The following is a 15,065-nucleotide window of genomic DNA, read 5'->3' on the forward strand; positions in this document are numbered from 1 at the left end:
CCATACTGATCCTCAACCGCCGGACGACCCGAGTCCGGCCCCTGGCGCTGTTCCAACGAGGAGTACCCATGGCACTGAAGACGAAGCCGCTCGCCCAGGGCGGCGGAACGCTCAGACGGAATCTCGGCCTGTGGGCCATCGTCGGTCTGGGCCTCGGATACATGACTCCCACCGTGGTGTTCGACACGTTCGGCATGGTCGCGCGCGACACGAACAACGTGGTCCCCGCCGCGTATCTCGTCGCCCTCGTGGTCATGGTGTTCACGGCCATCAGCTACGGCAAGATCGCCGGCGCCATCCCGAGCGCGGGATCGGCCTACACCTACGTGCGCGAATCGATCCACCCGAATCTCGGATTCATGGTCGGGTGGACGTCGTTGATCGACTACGTGCTGCTGCCCATGGTCAACTGCCTCATCGTCAAGAGCTACCTCGAGGCGATGTTCCCCGACATCCCGGCGTGGATCTGGGTGGTGCTGTACTGCATCCTCGTCACCAGCATCATCTACATGACCATGCGCGGCACCTCGAACCTGAACGTGATCCTGCTGATCTTCTCGATCATCGTCATGGTCGTGTTCGTGGTGCTCGTGGTCGCGCAGCTGATGCGCGGCGACGGGGCGGCGACCATCCTCTCGGTCGGCGCGTTCCTGCACGACGACGTCACCTTCACCGCCGTGCTGACCGGTGCGACCATCGTCTGCTTCTCGTTCATCGGATTCGACGCGGTCACGATGTACGCCGAGGAGGCGAAGGACCCGAAGGTCATGCCGAAGGCGATCCTGCTCACCGTCCTCATCGGCGGCGGCATCTTCCTCGTCTCCTCCTACGTGTCGCAGCTGCGGTTCCCGGACTGGAACGAATTCGCCCCCGGCGGCGACATGCAGTTCGTCGAGGACTCGACGCTCCCGATCATCGGCGACCTCGTCGGCGGCAACGTCTTCATGGCGGTGCTGACCGCCGCCGGTTTCTGCGCGACGCTCGCCTCGGGCCTCGCCTCGCACGCCTCGGTCTCGCGCATGCTGCTCGTGATGGGCCGCAACAACGTGCTGCCGCAGAAGGCCTTCGGCTACATCAACCCGCGCACCCACACGCCCACGTTCAACATCGTGCTCGTCGGGGCGATCTCGCTGCTCGCGATCCCCTTCACCCTCGAGCTCATCGCCGCGTGGATCAACTACGGTGCGCTGATCGCCTTCACCTTCGTGAACATCTCGGTGATCGCCTGGTTCGCGATCCGCAAGGGACGCCGTAAGACGCCGGCCGACATCTTCAACTTCATCGTGATGCCGACCATCGGCATGCTGCTCACCGGGTTGCTCTGGGTCAACCTGCACCAGGACGCCCTCATCGGCGGCCTCACCTGGACGGCGATCGGGTTCGTCTACCTGCTCGTGATCACGCGCGGCTTCCGCCGGAAGGTCGCGCCCTTCGACGAGAACCAGGCGGTGACCGGGTTCAACAAGGTCGTGAAGGTGCCGGTCGACGAGAGCTGACTGCGCCCGCGCGCACGAAGGGCCGTCTCCCGAGGGTCGTGGGAGACGGCCCTTCCGCAGGGGTCAGATGACGCCCTGCGCGAGCATCGCCGCAGCGACGCGCTCGAAACCGGCGATGTTCGCGCCGGCTACGTAATCACCCTCGACGCCGTAGCGCGCGGCCGCCTCGAAGGACGCCCGGTGGATGTCGCCCATGATCTCGCGCAGCTTGTTCTCGCTGTCGCCGAAGGTCCAGCGCTGACGGGAGGCGTTCTGGCTCATCTCGAGGGCCGAAGTGGCCACGCCGCCGGCGTTCGCCGCCTTGCCGGGGGCGAAGAGCACGCCCGCCTTCTGGAACGCCTCGACCGCTTCGGGAACGCACGGCATGTTCGCGCCCTCGGAGACCGCGCGCACGCCGTTCGCGATGAGGGCCTGAGCGTCGGCGAGGGAGACCTCGTTCTGCGTCGCCGAGGGCACGGCGATGTCGACCGGCACCTCCCAGACGCTGCCGCCCTCGACGAAACGGGCACCGGGGCGACGGTTCGCGTACTCGACGATGCGGGCCCGTTCGACCTCCTTGATCTGGCGCAGCAGATCGACGTCGATCCCGGCGTCGTCGACCACGTAACCGGAGGAATCGGATGCCGTCACAGGCACGGCACCGAGCTGGGTGGCCTTCTGGATCGCGTAGATCGCCACGTTGCCCGAGCCCGAGATGCCGACGCGCTTGCCCTCGAAGGAGTCGCCCTTCACGGCGAGCATCTCCTGCGCGAAGAAGACGGCGCCGTAACCGGTGGCCTCGGTGCGCACCTCGGCACCGCCCCAGCCCGTTCCCTTGCCGGTGAACATGCCCGACTCGTGACGGTTGGTGACCTTGCGGTACTGGCCGAAGAGGTAGCCGATCTCGCGGCCGCCCACTCCGATGTCGCCCGCGGGCACGTCGGTGTGCTCGCCGAGGTGACGGTAGAGCTCGTTCATGAACGACTGGCAGAAGCGCATGACCTCGGCGTTCGAGCGGCCGTGCGGGTCGAAGTCCGAGCCGCCCTTGCCGCCGCCGATGCCCTGGCCGGTGAGCGCGTTCTTGAAGATCTGCTCGAAGCCGAGGAACTTGATGATCGAGAGATTCACCGAGGGGTGGAAACGCAGTCCACCCTTGTACGGCCCGAGCACCGACGAGAACTGGATGCGGTAGCCGCGGTTGACCTGCAGCTTGCCCGAGTCGTCGACCCACGGCACGCGGAAGAGGATCTGCCGCTCCGGCTCGACGAGACGCTCGAGGATGCCGCCGTCGACGTACTCCGGGTGCGCGGCGAGCACCGGTGCGATCGACTGCAGCACCTCGTGCACCGCCTGGTGGAACTCGGGTTCGTGCGGGCTGCGGGTGAGCACCGTGTCGAACACGGGCTGCACGGCGGCTTCGAGCGGGTGGAAGGCGGCAGGGGAGAGTGCGGTCACGCGAAAGACTTTCTGGGGTGGGGGAGGGTGGTGCAGGCGATCGTGTCGCGTGAGGCTTCGCCGGATCAGGCGCGAGTTTTCACTCTATCGCGCGTCCTCCGCGCGCCCTCCCGCCCGGCACCGCCACCCACGAAGACGCGCGGGTCACCCGGTGTTCTGCAGGCCCGCCGCGACGCCGCTGACCGACAGCAGCAGCAGTCGCTGCTGCTCGGCGTCGGCTCCGGAACCCGTCGCCTCGGCATCCGCCGGCGCGCGCAACGCACGCAGTGCGCGCAGCTGGAGCAGCGAGAGCGCGTCGACGTACGGGCTGCGCAGCTGCACCGCGCGCTGCAGCACGGGCTTGTTCTCGAGCAGTCCCTCTCCGCCGGTGAGGCGGATGACCCACTGGCGCGTGAGAGCGAGTTCGTCGAGCACGAGAGCGGCCAGGTCGTCACGATCGCCGAGCGCGAGGTACTCGCGGGCGATGCGCTCGTCGGTCTTGGCGAGGCTCATCGCGACGTTGTCGATCATCGTGCGCAGCAGCGGCCACTCGCGGTAGGCCTCGGTGAGAAGCGCCTCGTCGCCCACGGCCTCGAGCGCGGTGCCGAGACCGAACCAGCCGGCGAGGTTGATGCGGGCCTGGGTCCAGGCGAACACCCACGGGATGGCGCGCAGGTCTTCGAGCGACTCCACCGACAGGCCGCGGCGCGCGGGGCGCGAACCCAGCGCGAGCAGACCGATCTCCTCCATCGGGGTCACGGTCGCGAACCAAGGTGCGAAGCCCTCGGCCTTCACGAGCGAGAAGAAGCGATCGCGCGAGGAGCGGTCCATCACCGCGGCCACCTCGGCGTACCGGGCGGCGGCACCGCTCGTGCGCTGCTCGACCGAGGGGGAGGAGGCGAGCAGAGTCGCCGCGGCCACCTGGTCGATGTGGCGCATCGCGATGGCCGGCTCGCCGTAGCGGGCGAAGATGACCTCGCCCTGCTCGGTGAGCTTGAAGCGGCCGTCGACCGAGTGCGGCGGCTGGGCGAGGATCGCCGAGTTCGCGGGTCCGCCGCCGCGCCCGAGGGCACCGCCGCGGCCGTGGAACAGCGTCAGCTCGATGTCGGAGTCCTGCGCCCACTGCGCGATCTTCTCCTGCGCCTCGTAGAGCGCGAGGTTCGCGGCGACCGGGCCGACGTCCTTCGACGAGTCGGAGTACCCGAGCATGACCTCGAGGCGGTTGCCCGTCTCGGCCATGCGCGCCCGGAACTCGGGGAAGGTCACGGCCTCGGCGAGGATGCCGGGGGCCGCCTGCAGGTCGGCGAAGGTCTCGAACAGCGGCACGACGTCGAGCACCGGGGCGTCGTCGCCGAGCGCGTGGCGGGCGAGACGGTGCACGTTCGCGAGGTCGGAGGCCGCCTGGGTGAACGAGACGACGTAGCGGCCGGCGGCGCGCAGACCGCGGTCGCGCTGGATCTCGGCGATCGCGCGGAAGACCTCGAGCACCTCCTCGGTCTGGGCGCTGATCGGTTCGTCCGACTCCAGCTCGGCGAGGGCCTTGGCGTGGACCTGGGAGTGCTGGCGCACCTCGAGCTCGGTGAGGTGGAAGCCGTAGGTCTCGACCTGCCAGATGAGGTGCTGCACCCCGCCGAAGGCGTGGCGGCGCGCGCCGGAGGCGACCAGCGAGGCCTGCACCGCGCGCAGATCGGCGAGCAGTTCCTCGGGCGTCGCATAGCGCTGAGCGCCATCGCCCCGGCGCGTCGCCGCGACCCGGTGCGCGAGCAGCAGCAGTACGCGCCGGTGCGGTTCGTCGGGGGAGCGGGTGGCCAGGGCCGCCGCGGCATCGGCATCGGCTCCGGCGAAGTCGTTCCACAGGGCGGTGACCTCGGCGCTGGGCGGCGTGGTCTCGGCATCGAGCGTGAGCGTGCGGCCGATGCGCTCGAGAGCGCGCTCGAGGCCGCGGAGCACGTGGTCCGAAGCGATCTGCGATGCCTCGCGGGTGACGGATGCCGTCACGAACGGGTTGCCGTCGCGGTCACCGCCGACCCACGACCCGATGCGCACGAACGCCGGGACGACCGGTGCGCTGGCGCCGGACTCCTCGCCGCGGAGGGCGTCGTCGATGCGACGGTAGACGTGGGGGACCGTCGTGAAGAGGGTCTCGTCGAAGACACCCATGACCGTGCGCACCTCGTCGGTCGGAGACGGCTTCTGCGAACGCAGCGGCGCGGTGCGCCACAGGGTGTCGATCTCCTCGAGCATGCGGCGACGGGCGCGGTGCTGCTCGGCCCCGCCCGCGCTCGCCGCATCGTGCTGCGTCAGCAGGTCGGAGAGACGGCGGATGCTCGACGAGACGGCGCGGCGGCGAGCCTCGGTCGGGTGGGCCGTGAAGACGGGGTGGAAGCGGAGACCCGCCAGGCGACGGCGCGCCTCCTCGTCGCCGACCTCGGTGCGCAGACGCGCGTAGGCGGTCGCGACGGTGTCGGCGGCATCCTCGCGGCCGGGCTGACCAGCGCGTTCGCGCAGCACGCGCACGCGCTGGTGCTCCTCGGCGAGGTTCACGAGGTGGAAGTAGCAGGTGAAGGCGCGGGCGACCTCGTCGGCGCGGGCGATCGTGAACGACTCGGCGATCGCCGAGGCCCGCTCGAAGGCATCCGAGGTCGAGTCCTCGTACGCCTGGATGGTCGCCAGACGCAGTCGCTCGACGTCGTCGAACAGGTCGTCGCCGCCCGTCTCGCGCAGCACCTGTCCGAGGAGCCCACCCAGCATGCGCACGTCGGAGCGCATCGCGTCGGGTATGCCCTGGCCTGCCTCGAAGCGCCCGATGACGCGGATGGCTTCGGTGTTGGTGGGCTCGGTGAAGACGTGTTCGGGGGTCACCCGTCGAGCGTATCCCGGTCGACGGGGGTGCTCCGCACGCATGACGGCGTGCGACACCGGTGCGCCGCCTAGCATGAGGGGGATGCGCATCTCGGTGAACCCCCTCCGCGGGCAGCAGTTCCCGGCCGTCCTCCTGCTGGTGGCAGCGGGGCTCGGCCTCCTTCTCGCGAATCTGCCGACGCACGATCCGATCGCCGCGGCGCTCGACGTGCATCTCGCGGTGCCGGGCACGAGCCTCGACCTCTCCCTCGCGCACTGGGTGTCGGACGGTCTGCTCGCCGTCTTCTTCTTCGTGGTAGCGATCGAGCTGCGGCACGAGCTCACCCATGGCGAGCTCGACTCGCCCCGCAAGGCCCTCCAGCCCGCCATCGCGGCGACGGGCGGAGTGCTCGTGCCGATCGCGATCTACCTGCTGATCGCGGGTGACGGAGCGACGGCATCCGGCTGGCCGATCCCCACGGCCACCGACATCGCGTTCGCGCTCGGAGTGCTGGCGATGTTCGGACGGGGCCTGCCGTCGACCGTGCGGGTGTTCCTGCTCGCCCTCGCGATCCTCGACGACATCATCGGCATCGTCTTCATCGCGGTGCTGTTCGCCCACGACGTGCAGTGGGTGCTGCTCGCCGCGGCGGTCGTCGCGGTCGCGGTCTTCTGGGTGCTGAGCAGGTGGCTCGGTGCGACCGGGCACGCGGGCATCGCCGTGCTCATGGTGCTGATCGGCATCCTCTGCTGGGGCCTGGTCGCGGCCTCCGGCATCCACGCCACGATCGCCGGGGTGATGCTGGGCCTGGTGATGGCGCCGACCCCCGCCGGACGTTCTCGTCATGCGCTCGAGCCCACGGTCAACGGCGCGATCCTCCCGCTGTTCGCGTTCGTCGCCGCGTTCGTGGTGATCCCCGCCGTCTCCCCGACGCAGCTGTCCCCGGCATTCTGGGCGATCGTGGTCGCCCTGCCGATCGGCAAACTCGTCGGCATCGGTCTGTTCGGGTGGCTCGCGATGCGCATCCGGCCGCGCGGGACGGCGCCCGCGCTGGTACTGCCCGACATCCTGGCCGCCGGCGCCCTCGGCGGCATCGGCTTCACGGTCTCGCTGTTGCTCGCGAACCTCGCGTTCGCTTCCGACGACGGCATCCGCGACCAGGCGATCCTCGGCGTCCTGGTGGGGTCCCTCCTTTCGCTCCTCTTCTCGGGGGTGGTCGTGTCGGCGCGAGCGCGGCACTATCGTCGGATCGCAGCGGCGTCGTCCTGACACCCGAGAGGCCGCACCGAGTGAAGGAGAATCCATGACCGCGCAGGCCTCGGACCACGGCGACGGATCTCCCCGCGATTCCCTCCGCGCGGCGGCAGACACCATGCGCGCCGTGCGCGAGCGCTGCGTGTGGTCGCAGCGGATCACACACCACGACCTCGTGCCGTACCTCATCGAGGAGTCTCACGAGGTGATCGACGCGGTCGAGAGCGGCACGCGCGACGACCTGCGCGAGGAGCTCGGAGACCTGCTGTGGCAGGTGCTCTTCCACGCCGCGATCGCGGCGCAGGACCCCGACGACCCCTTCGACATCGACGACGTGGCCGACACCCTCACCGAGAAGATGGTGCGGCGGCATCCGCACGTCTTCGCGGGCGAGACCGCGACCACCCCCGAAGAGGTGCTCGTGCACTGGAACGCCGCGAAGGCGGCCGAGAAGCGCACGCGCACGAGCGTGCTCGACGGGGTGCCCCGGGGGATGCCGGCGCTGGCGCTCGCGCAGAAGCTCGCCGGTCGCGCGGCCGGCGCAGGGATCGATGCGCCGGTGGCCGACGGTCCGTCGAGCGAGGCCGAACTCGGGGAGGCTCTCCTCGCCCTCGTGGGGCGCGCACGTGCCGAGGGCTGGGACGCCGAGCGGGCGCTGCGCGAACGGCTCCGCGTCCTCGAGCAGGACGTACGGTCCGCCGAGGGCTGAGCGGCGCTGGGTCGCCGAGCCGCCCCGGGGTCGCTGAGTCGCCCCGGGGTCGCTGAGCCGCTCCGGGGTCGCTGAGTCGCCCCGGGGTCGCCGAGCCCGTCGAAGCGTCCCAGGCCTCGCAGCAGACCTGGAAAGATGGAGTCGTGGCTACTGTGAACCCGCCGCGCGGCATGCGCGACATCCTCCCCGCCGACAAGGCCCGCCGTGAGCGCGTGCTCTCCGTCATCCGCGAGCGCTACCGGGCGCACGGATTCGACGAGATCGAGACGCCCGTCGTCGAGGAGTACGCGCGTCTGCACGCCGGCATCGGCGGCGACAACGAGAAGCTCGCCTACAACGTGCTGCGCCGCGGACTCGACGCCGACGCCATCCGCGCGGCCGCCGACGACCCCGCCGCGCTGTCCGACCTCGGGCTGCGCTACGACCTGACCGTGCCGCTCGCGCGCTTCTACGCCAGCAACCGGGCGCAGCTCCCCGCGGTCTTCCGCTCGATCCAGATCGGCGCGGTCTGGCGGGCCGAGCGTCCCCAGAAGGGGCGCTACCGCCAGTTCGTGCAGTGCGACATCGACATCATGGGCGACGACTCCTCGCGTGCCGAGGCCGAGCTCATGGTCGCGTCGCTCGATGCCGTCGACGCTCTGGGGCTGGACGGCGCGACGGTGCGCATCAACGACCGTCGCGTGCTCGACTGGATGCTCGAGAGCTTCGGTTTCGCCGCGCACGAGCGTCCCGGCGTGCTCATCACGATCGACAAGCTCGACAAGATCGGACCCGACGGCGTCGCCGCCGAACTGCGCGAGCGGGCCGCGACCCCGGGCGCCGTCGACGCGTTCGAGGCATTCCTGCGTCGCCCGCAGACCCGCGAGTACCTGCCCTACGGGGAGGCCCAGATCCGCAAGGCGCTGCCCGCGGACGCCCCCGACGAGATCGTCGATCACCTGGTGGGCATCGGCGAGGCCGTCGCGGTCGGCCGCGCGTCCGAGGCGACGGATGCCGCCGGCATCCCGCTCGTGTTCGATCCGTTCCTCGTGCGCGGCATGGGCTATTACACCGGCACGATCTTCGAGCTCGCGCACCCCTCCGTCAGCTATTCGCTGGGCGGTGGCGGTCGCTACGACGGCATGATCGGTCGCTTCCTCGGGCAGCAGGTGCCGGCGGTGGGCTTCTCGCTCGGGTTCGAGCGCCTCGTCGACCTCGTGACGGCTGGCGGCGACGACCGTGAGGAGGCGATCGTGCTGGTGCACGACGCCGACGTCCCGGTCGCCGAACTTCTCGCGCACAAGACCGCACTGATCGCCGAGGGCGCGCGCGTGCGTCTCGAGCGTCGCCCGAAGAACCTCAAGGCGCTGCTCGAGCGGGCGTCCGCCGACGGCTTCACATCGTTCGCCACGGTGTCGGCCGGGGCGGCCTCGCTGGAGCGCAAGCCGCTCGCCTGACGGTCGGCTCCGCGCCCGCGTTCACGCGGCGTTCACGTCACCGCGGTCGAATCGGGGCATGGGACGAACACGCCTCCCCATCCTCCTCGGCGCCACCGCCCTGACCGCGGGCTTCGCGGTCGGCGGGCGGGTTCTCCTCACGCGCCAGGCGGCGATCGCTCGGCGCCGGATCGGCAAGCCGCTGGGCGAGGACTCGCTGGATGCGGACCGCATCTGGCGACGCTCGCTCGACGGTGAGCCGATCGAACTCCTCGTGCTCGGCGACTCGCTCGCCGCGGGCCTCGGTGCGGCGCGGCGCAAGGAGACCCTCGGCGGACGCATCGCCAAGGGCCTGGCCGTTCGTCTGCACCGCCCGGTGCGGTTGCGCACCGCCGCGATCGTCGGCTCGGAGTCACCGGATCTCGACGCGCAGCTCGACGGTCTCGCGGCGGGCTACCGGCCCGATGTCGCGGTGATCGTGGTGGGGGGAAACGACGTGACGCATCGTCTTCCGGTCGCGACATCGGTGCGGCATCTCGATGCGGCCGTGCGGCGGCTGCGGGCGCTGGGCACGGAGGTGGTGGTGGGCACCTGTCCCGATCTGGGATCGCTGCGACCGGTGCCGCAGCCGCTGCGCCGGATCGTGTCGAGCCTGTCGCGGCGGCTCGCGGTCGCGCAGACGGATGCCGCGCGCCTCGCCGGCGCCGAGCCCGTCGACCTGCGCCGATCGGTCGGTCCGATGTTCTTCGACGAGCCGGAGCAGATGTTCAGCCTCGACCGATTCCACCCCAGCGCCCTCGGCTACCGCCGGACGGCCGAGGCCCTGCTGCCGGCGGTCTGCCGAGGAGCGCAGCGGTCGGTCAGGACGCGTCCTCACTCGGCGTCGCGCTGAACGAGGCGGCCCTACCGGTCGGATGCCGGGGGCTGAGCGCGAGGTCCGCTCCTGCGCCGGGCACGCAGCAGGATCGCTCGTCCGCCCACGCCGACGATCACGACGGCGGTGCCGACGAGAGACGCCAGCGCGGGGAGCGTGTTCACGAGCATCAGGCACCCGAGCGCGCCCACGACCTGCAGTGCGCGGGGGAAGCGGCGGGCCGCGCCCTCCTGCCGGAACGCCGCGGCGTTCGCGATCAGGTAGTAGAGCAGCACTCCGAACGACGAGAATCCGATCGCGTCGCGCAGATCGGCCATCAGGACGATGCCGATCACGACCACGCCGATCGTGATCTCGGCGCGGCGGGGCACCTGCCAGCGGGGATCGACCTTCGCGAGCACCGCGGGAAGGTCGTGTTCGCGCGCCATCGCGAGGGTCGTGCGTCCGATGCCCGTGAGCAGCGCCAGCAGCGCCCCGAGCGATGCGGTCGCCGCCGCGACGCGCACCACGGGCGCGAGCCACTCCGTGCCGGTCGCCGTGAGCACATCGACCAGCGGGGCGGGGCTGGTCGCGGCATCCGCTCCCAGCGTGAGCATCACGACGGCCGCGACCGCGCCGTAGACGACGACCGCGCCGCCGAGCGCGAGCAGGATCGCGCGGGGGATCGTGCGCGCGGGATCCACGACCTCCTCGCCCATCGTCGCGATGCGGGCGTACCCGGCGAACGCGAAGAAGAGCAGCCCGGCACCCTGCAGCACGCCATATGCCGTCGCATCGGGGAGCGCAGGGGCAGGGATGGCGGGCGATGCGCCGAACCCCGCAGCGACGACGATCGTCAGCCCGATCAGCGAGAGCACCACCAGGATGCGCGTGACCAGTGCCGTGCGCGTCACGCCGAAGCAGTTCACCGCGACGAGGGCGGCGACGGCCACCGCCGCGACGAGCGTCTCCCACCCCGTGGGGGCGGCGTAGGCGGCGAAGGTCATCGCCATGGCCGCGCAGCTCGCGATCTTGCCGATCACGAAGCTCCACCCGGCGACGAACCCCCACCAGGGACCGATCTCGGCGCGGGCGTACGCGTAGGTCCCTCCCGCGACGGGGTGGGAGGCGGCGAGCTGAGCGCAGGCGGTGGCGTTCGCGTAGGCGACGATCGCGGCGATCGCCAGGGCGACGGGCAGCCCGGCGCCGGCGACGCCGATCGCGGGCGCCCAGACCGAGAAGACCCCCGCTCCGATCATCGAGCCGAGACCGATGAAGACGGCATCGGCGAGTCTCAGTCGGCGGGCGAGGGGCATCCCGTCATCGTCGCATCGATCGGTGAACGGCGGGTGACCCGCGTCAGCGGCGGGCCTCGGTGACCCGCTTCTTCTCGCGGATGTAGACCTCGCGCCGCACGCGGGCCACGACATCCCCGTCGCGATCGGTGATCACGGTCTCGAACCACTCGAGCACCTTCCCACCGCCGTGCGCCTTGCGCCGGATGTCTTCGGCGCGCGCCTTCGACACCGCGAACTCCGCGGTCAGCACTCCGCGTCCCGGCTTGATCAGATCGATCTCGCCACGGGTGTCCCACACGACGTAGTCCCGGCCGAGCTGGTGCATCACGAGCATGAAAAAGTACGGGTCGGTCATCGCCGACATCGATCCGCCGAACGCCGTCTTGACGTAGTTGCGGGTGAAGACGTTGACGTTCAGCTCGACGGTCGCGTGGGTCCAGTCGTCGCTGAAGCGACGGACGCGGATGCCGCTGAACAGGTTCGGGGCCCACAGGCTCATGCCGATCGAGAGGCGGCGGGGAGTGATGCGCATGGCGCCAGTGTGGCCGAGCGTGTCCGCCGGACGAAGTTCGCTGGAGGATTGCGACAGTTGTTATAGTTCACCTATAATTACTAGAGAAACGAGGAGGCGAGATGCTCATCAGGGTCGACATCGACAGCACGCGGCCGCTGTACGACCAGGTCGCCGCCTCCGTGCGGGCCGACATCCTCTCGGGAACCCTTCGCCCCGGTGACCGGCTGCCCTCCGCGAAGGAGGTCGCAGCGGCCCTCGACATCAACCAGCACACCGTGCTGCACGCGTATCAGGGGCTCCGCGACGAGGGGCTCCTCGATCTGCGTCGGGGGAGGGGCGCCGTCGTCGCCGCCTCCGCCGCCCCGCTCGCCGAACTCGCGAGCGATGTCGCCGAGCTGGTGCAGCGCGCCGCCCGGCTCGGCGTCTCCTCCGACACGCTCGCTGCACTGATCCGCTCCCACCGCGCCGGTACGCCCGGCACCGCAGGCCCCGAGGAGGTCGCCCCATGACCACGCACCCATCCGCGCAGGCATCCGAGAGCCGTCGCGCCCGCGCGGCGTTCCTCGCCGTCGGTGTCGCCCTTCCCGTCGCGCTCGTGGCGATCGGCTCCGCCGTGATCGCCGCGTGGCTGCCCACTCTGCCCGACCCCGTCGTCATCCACTGGGGAACCGCCGGCGCCGACGGGTTCGCCGCGCCGACCGCATACTTCTGGTTGCTCCTCGCGGTCGGTCTCGTGCTGCCGCTCGCGCTCGCGCTCACCTCCTTCGGAGCATCGCGCGGCAGGTGGGGAGCGACCACGCGACTGATGGGCGGCTTCGCCGCCGGACTCTCGGCGTTCGCGCTCACGCTGTGCCTCGGGTCGCTCGCGCTGCAGCGCGGACTGGCCGACGCGGCCGACACCCCCGACGTCGGGCTCGTCCTCCTGCTCGCGTTCGTCGTGCTGGCCGCGGGAACGGTCGCGGGGTGGGCCGTGCAGCCGCGCGTCATCGACGAGGCGGGGGGCGTCCTCGAACCCCGGCTCGCGGTGCGGGTGGCCGACGGCGAACGGGTGGTCTGGCTCGGCACGACGACGATGCCGCGCGCGGCGCTGCTGTCGATGGCGGGTGTCACGCTCCTCCTCGCCGTGCTCGCGGCGTACATGCTCGCGGCGGGTGCCGCGGGCGGGTGGGTCACCACGATCAGCGTGATCGTGGTGGGAGGTGCGCTCGCCGTCACCTCCGCGTTCCGCGTGCGCATCACGCCGTCGGGGTTCGCCGCGCGGTCTCTGCTCGGCTGGCCGCGGGCGGTGATCCCGATCGATCGGATCGTCTCGGCGCGCGCCGTCGACATCTCTCCGTTCGGGGACTTCGGGGGCTGGGGATGGCGGATCGCGGTCGACGGCCGTACGGGGATCGTGATGCATCGGGGCGCCGCGATCGAGATCGCACGCCGTGACCGCAAGCCCTTCATCGTCACGATCGACGGCGCCGAAGAAGCCGCCGCGCTCCTCCAGGCCTACGCCGAGCGCCATGCATCCGACAGCGAACGAGAGGCCTCCTGATGACCGCTGCACGCTCCTCCCTTCCCCGACGCGTTCCGTGGAGCGCGGTGATCGTGTTCGTCGCGCTCGCCTGCGGCCTCGCGTGGCTCGTGGCGCTGCCGCTGTGGCTCGGCGCGGGGCTCGCCTCGCCGCTCACCCCGGTGCTGCTGCCGGTGATGATGTTCACGCCGGCGGTCGCCGTACTCATCGTGACCTTCGCGCTCAGGGTCCCCGCCCCGGGCGGTCGCGCCCGGTTCCTCGGACTCTGGCCGCTCCGCCCGGCGAAGCGCGTCGTCTGGCTGATGGTGGCGGGGTGGCTCGTTCCGCCCGTGCTCGTGGCGCTCACGATCCTCGTCGCCGCCGCACTCGGGTTCGTGCAGATCGACCTCGCCTTCGGCGGATTCGCCGCCCAGATCGCCGCCGCTCTCCCGCCCGGCACCCCGATGCCGCCGATCGAGCTGCTGGTCGTCGCGCAGTTCGCGATGATCCCCGCCGGCGCGCTTCTCAACAGCGTCCTCGCGTTCGGCGAGGAGCTCGGGTGGCGCGGATGGCTCCTCCCGGCCCTGCGACCGCTGGGCACGTGGCCGGCGCTCCTCCTCAGCGGAGCGATCTGGGGACTGTGGCACAGCCCGGTCATCCTGCTCGGGTACAACTTCGGCCGGATCGACTTCTCGGGTGTGCTGCTCATGGTCGCCGGATGCATCGCGTGGGGCATCCTGCTCGGGTGGCTGCGCCTACGGTCGGCATCGCTCTGGCCCGCGGTCCTGGCGCACGGAGCGCTCAACGCCGCCGCCGGGCTCGTGCTGGTCGTCGCCGCTTCCGCACCCGACATGGCGCTGGCCGGCCCCCTGGGGGTCGCGGCCTGGATCGTGATCGCCGTCGTGGTGCTCTTGCTCGTCGTGACCGGCCAGTTCCGCCATCAGCCCGAGCTCGCCGACGGGCACGGCCGACTGCTCTCGGTACCGCGCGAGGGGGCGGTGAACCCACCCTCTTGACGGTGTCGGGCTCGGCGGGTTGGCTGAGGCCATGGAATCCACACCGCAGACCTGGTCGGACGCCGACGTCTACCTCGCCGACACCCTCGTCGGGCACGACGATGCCCTGGAGGCCGCGCTCGCCGCGCAGCGCGCGGCGGGCCTCCCCGAGATCGAGGTCGCGCCGGTCGGCGGCAAGCTCCTGCACCTCCTCGCCCGCATCAGCGGTGCGCGCCGGGTGCTCGAGATCGGCACGCTCGGCGGGTACTCGACGATCTGGTTGGCACGAGCGGTCGGTCCCGAGGGGCGCGTCGTGACCGTCGAGGCCGAGGCGGCGAATGCGGCCGTCGCGCGGGCGAGCATCGACGCCGCGGGGGTGGGGGAGCAGGTCGACATCCGGATCGGCCGCGGCGCGGACGTCCTGCCGACCCTCGTCGGCGGGTTCGACCTCGTCTTCATCGACGCCGACAAGGAGTCGAACACGATCTACCTCGACTGGGCGGCGAAGCTCGGTCATCCCGGCACCGTGATCGTGCTCGACAACATCGGCCGCGAGGGCGAGATCGTGCGCGCGGACTCGACCGATCCGAAGGTGATCGGCACGCGCGACGGACTGCGGATGCTCGGAACCGATCCGCGATTCGACGCGACCGCGCTGCAGACCGTCGGCATCAAGGGTTGGGACGGCGTGGCGATCGCCCTGGTCGTCTGACGTTCGGCTGCTGTTCGCCCCGGGAGGGCTTCGAGGCGTCGGAGGGGGCGGGCTAGACTGGGCGAC

Annotated in this window: 13 protein-coding genes; 9 read left to right on the top strand and 4 right to left on the bottom strand. The window is 71.0% G+C overall.

What is annotated here, in order from left to right; translation table 11 throughout:
• Positions 1-68: 68 nt before the first annotated feature.
• Positions 69-1,496 carry an APC family permease gene (locus ACZ5Y9_RS06605; RefSeq protein WP_247623042.1) on the top strand — a complete coding sequence of 476 codons (1,428 nt, stop codon included), beginning with the start codon at positions 69-71 and terminating at the stop codon, positions 1,494-1,496.
• 63 nt (positions 1,497-1,559) lie between these two features.
• Here ACZ5Y9_RS06605 and gdhA read toward each other — a convergent pair whose 3' ends face one another.
• Both gdhA and ACZ5Y9_RS06615 read right to left on the bottom strand, forming a co-directional pair.
• The gene (gdhA, locus tag ACZ5Y9_RS06610; protein WP_464472612.1) at positions 1,560-2,930 is read right to left on the bottom strand and encodes an NADP-specific glutamate dehydrogenase; all 1,371 of its coding nucleotides are present in this window, start codon (positions 2,928-2,930) and stop codon (positions 1,560-1,562) included.
• A gap of 144 nt (positions 2,931-3,074) precedes the next feature.
• Positions 3,075-5,771 carry a phosphoenolpyruvate carboxylase gene (locus tag ACZ5Y9_RS06615; protein ID WP_464472613.1) on the bottom strand — a complete coding sequence of 899 codons (2,697 nt, stop codon included), beginning with the start codon at positions 5,769-5,771 and terminating at the stop codon, positions 3,075-3,077.
• Between the two features lie 82 nt (positions 5,772-5,853).
• Between ACZ5Y9_RS06615 and ACZ5Y9_RS06620 the strand changes: the two genes are divergently transcribed.
• From ACZ5Y9_RS06620 to ACZ5Y9_RS06635, 4 genes are all read left to right on the top strand, one after another.
• Positions 5,854-7,020, top strand: coding sequence for a Na+/H+ antiporter NhaA (locus tag ACZ5Y9_RS06620; RefSeq protein ID WP_247623039.1), 1,167 nt, complete (start codon positions 5,854-5,856; stop codon positions 7,018-7,020).
• A 34-nt stretch (positions 7,021-7,054) separates the two neighbouring features.
• Positions 7,055-7,714 (top strand): nucleoside triphosphate pyrophosphohydrolase, encoded by a 660-nt coding sequence (locus ACZ5Y9_RS06625; protein ID WP_404596756.1) that lies wholly within the window; start codon positions 7,055-7,057, stop codon positions 7,712-7,714.
• Positions 7,715-7,884: 170 nt separating this feature from the next.
• Positions 7,885-9,150, top strand: a complete 1,266-nt coding sequence (hisS, locus tag ACZ5Y9_RS06630; protein ID WP_464472734.1) for a histidine--tRNA ligase — start codon at positions 7,885-7,887, stop codon at positions 9,148-9,150.
• A gap of 58 nt (positions 9,151-9,208) precedes the next feature.
• The gene (locus ACZ5Y9_RS06635) at positions 9,209-10,021 is read left to right on the top strand and encodes an SGNH/GDSL hydrolase family protein (RefSeq protein ID WP_464472614.1); all 813 of its coding nucleotides are present in this window, start codon (positions 9,209-9,211) and stop codon (positions 10,019-10,021) included.
• An 11-nt stretch (positions 10,022-10,032) separates the two neighbouring features.
• Here the strand turns inward: ACZ5Y9_RS06635 and ACZ5Y9_RS06640 are convergent, their stop codons facing one another.
• A complete protein-coding gene (locus tag ACZ5Y9_RS06640) occupies positions 10,033-11,298 on the bottom strand; it encodes an APC family permease (RefSeq protein ID WP_464472615.1) in 1,266 nt (421 codons plus the stop codon).
• A 43-nt stretch (positions 11,299-11,341) separates the two neighbouring features.
• The gene (locus ACZ5Y9_RS06645; protein ID WP_464472616.1) at positions 11,342-11,812 is read right to left on the bottom strand and encodes a PaaI family thioesterase; all 471 of its coding nucleotides are present in this window, start codon (positions 11,810-11,812) and stop codon (positions 11,342-11,344) included.
• Between the two features lie 101 nt (positions 11,813-11,913).
• Between ACZ5Y9_RS06645 and ACZ5Y9_RS06650 the strand changes: the two genes are divergently transcribed.
• Genes ACZ5Y9_RS06650 through ACZ5Y9_RS06665 form a run of 4 tightly spaced genes read left to right on the top strand, consistent with a single transcriptional unit; the run spans position 11,914 to position 14,999 of the window.
• Positions 11,914-12,303 (top strand): GntR family transcriptional regulator, encoded by a 390-nt coding sequence (locus tag ACZ5Y9_RS06650; RefSeq protein WP_247623034.1) that lies wholly within the window; start codon positions 11,914-11,916, stop codon positions 12,301-12,303.
• Positions 12,300-13,334, top strand: a complete 1,035-nt coding sequence (locus ACZ5Y9_RS06655; RefSeq protein WP_464472617.1) for a DUF1648 domain-containing protein — start codon at positions 12,300-12,302, stop codon at positions 13,332-13,334. The genes ACZ5Y9_RS06650 and ACZ5Y9_RS06655 overlap by 4 nt, the downstream gene beginning before the upstream one ends.
• A complete protein-coding gene (locus tag ACZ5Y9_RS06660; RefSeq protein ID WP_464472618.1) occupies positions 13,334-14,308 on the top strand; it encodes a lysostaphin resistance A-like protein in 975 nt (324 codons plus the stop codon). Before ACZ5Y9_RS06655 ends, ACZ5Y9_RS06660 begins: the two co-directional genes overlap by 1 nt.
• Positions 14,309-14,339: 31 nt before the next feature.
• Positions 14,340-14,999, top strand: coding sequence for an O-methyltransferase (locus ACZ5Y9_RS06665; RefSeq protein ID WP_247632628.1), 660 nt, complete (start codon positions 14,340-14,342; stop codon positions 14,997-14,999).
• Positions 15,000-15,065: the final 66 nt, after the last annotated feature.

It is taken from the genome of Microbacterium sp. T3-8 (assembly GCF_055398145.1).